We start from the raw sequence: 1,790 nt of genomic DNA on the forward strand, positions 1-1,790 counted from the left end.
AGACAGGATAACACGTGTCCCGCCCTACTCGATTTCACTGAACATGCATCGTCAACTACGGGACTATCACCCTGTATCGTCGGACTTTCCAGACCGTTCGTCTAACACATGTAAAGCTTAAGGGCTAATCCAATTTCGCTCGCCGCTACCTTCGGAATCTCGGTTGATTTCTTTTCCTCGGGGTACTTAGATGTTTCAGTTCTCCCGGTTCGCTTCATTGAGCTATGTATTCACTCAATGATACTGGCTTATGCCAGTGGGTTTCCCCATTCGGAAATCGTAGACTCAAGTGGCTGTTACTGCCTCATCTACGCTTATCGCAAGTTACTACGTCCTTCATCGCCTCTGACTGCCAAGGCATCCACCGTGTACGCTTAGTCACTTAACCATACAACCCCAAAGGGTCTTCTAGTYAAACAACCAAAGTTGCTATCTCATTATTTGAATGAGCGAGATAGCGTTGATTTTGCCGGACTCAATTTCGAATAGTCACTWAACAGTGACATTCCCAAGAACACTTGAATGTGTTTGTTGGTGTTTGTCWTAAAGACAAACATTGAGAACTTTACAAACAACAATAAATTGTTGTTTTGTCAGCTTTCCAAATTGTTAAAGAGCAATGCAATTCTCTATGAGAAACACACTTTTTAAAGACTTTCAGCGTCGAAAAATCAACCACAGACATAAAGAAGGTGGTTTTCATTAAGAAACACTAAAAATATTTAAAGAGTGGTGGGCGATACCGGGTTCGAACCAGTGACCCCCTGCTTGTAAGGCAGGTGCTCTCCCAACTGAGCTAATCGCCCATTGCGTTCAAGAATGGTGGAGCTATGCGGGATCGAACCGCAGACCTCCTGCGTGCAAGGCAGGCGCTCTCCCAGCTGAGCTATARCCCCAAMTCTTGAAGTAATGGTGGGTCGTGCAGGATTCGAACCTGCGACCAATTGATTAAAAGTCAACTGCTCTACCRACTGAGCTAACGACCCATGGTATCCCGTAGGGGAGTCGAACCCCTGTTACCGCCGTGAAAGGGCGGTGTCCTAGGCCTCTAGACGAACGGGACACTAAGATACTCTAAACTTTCTAAACCATATCAATCTGTGTGAACACTCATCGCAATAATCATCGTATAAGGAGGTGATCCAGCGCCAGGTTCCCCTAGCGCTACCTTGTTACGACTTCACCCCAGTCATGAACCACAAAGTGGTGAGCGTCCTCCCGAAGGTTAAACTACCCACTTCTTTTGCAGCCCACTCCCATGGTGTGACGGGCGGTGTGTACAAGGCCCGGGAACGTATTCACCGTGGCATTCTGATCCACGATTACTAGCGATTCCGACTTCATGGAGTCGAGTTGCAGACTCCAATCCGGACTACGACGCACTTTTTGGGATCGCTCACTTTCGCAAGTTGGCAGCCCTCTGTATGCGCCATTGTAGCACGTGTGTAGCCCTACTCGTAAGGGCCATGATGACTTGACGTCGTCCCCACCTTCCTCCGGTTTATCACCGGCAGTCTCCCTGGAGTTCCCGACATTACTCGCTGGCAAACAAGGATAAGGGTTGCGCTCGTTGCGGGACTTAACCCAACATTTCACAACACGAGCTGACGACAGCCATGCAGCACCTGTCTCAGAGTTCCCGAAGGCACTCCAGCGTCTCCGCTAGATTCTCTGGATGTCAAGAGTAGGTAAGGTTCTTCGCGTTGCATCGAATTAAACCACATGCTCCACCGCTTGTGCGGGCCCCCGTCAATTCATTTGAGTTTTAATCTTGCGACCGTACTCCCCAG

4 tRNA genes and 2 rRNA genes are annotated in these 1,790 nt (G+C 48.7%); all 6 read right to left on the reverse strand.

What is annotated here, in order from left to right:
* Nucleotides 1-388, reverse strand: a 23S ribosomal RNA gene (locus tag CIK04_RS30710); the annotation flags it as partial.
* 342 nt (nt 389-730) lie between these two features.
* A tRNA-Val gene (locus tag CIK04_RS30715) sits at nt 731-806 on the reverse strand.
* 14 nt (nt 807-820) lie between these two features.
* Nucleotides 821-896 (reverse strand) — tRNA-Ala (locus tag CIK04_RS30720).
* A gap of 14 nt (nt 897-910) precedes the next feature.
* A tRNA-Lys gene (locus tag CIK04_RS30725) sits at nt 911-986 on the reverse strand.
* A gap of 1 nt (nt 987) precedes the next feature.
* Nucleotides 988-1,063, reverse strand: a tRNA-Glu gene (locus CIK04_RS30730).
* A gap of 67 nt (nt 1,064-1,130) precedes the next feature.
* Nucleotides 1,131-1,790 (reverse strand): 16S ribosomal RNA (locus CIK04_RS30735); the annotation flags it as partial.

The sequence above is a fragment of the Vibrio sp. 03_296 genome, assembly GCF_002265885.1.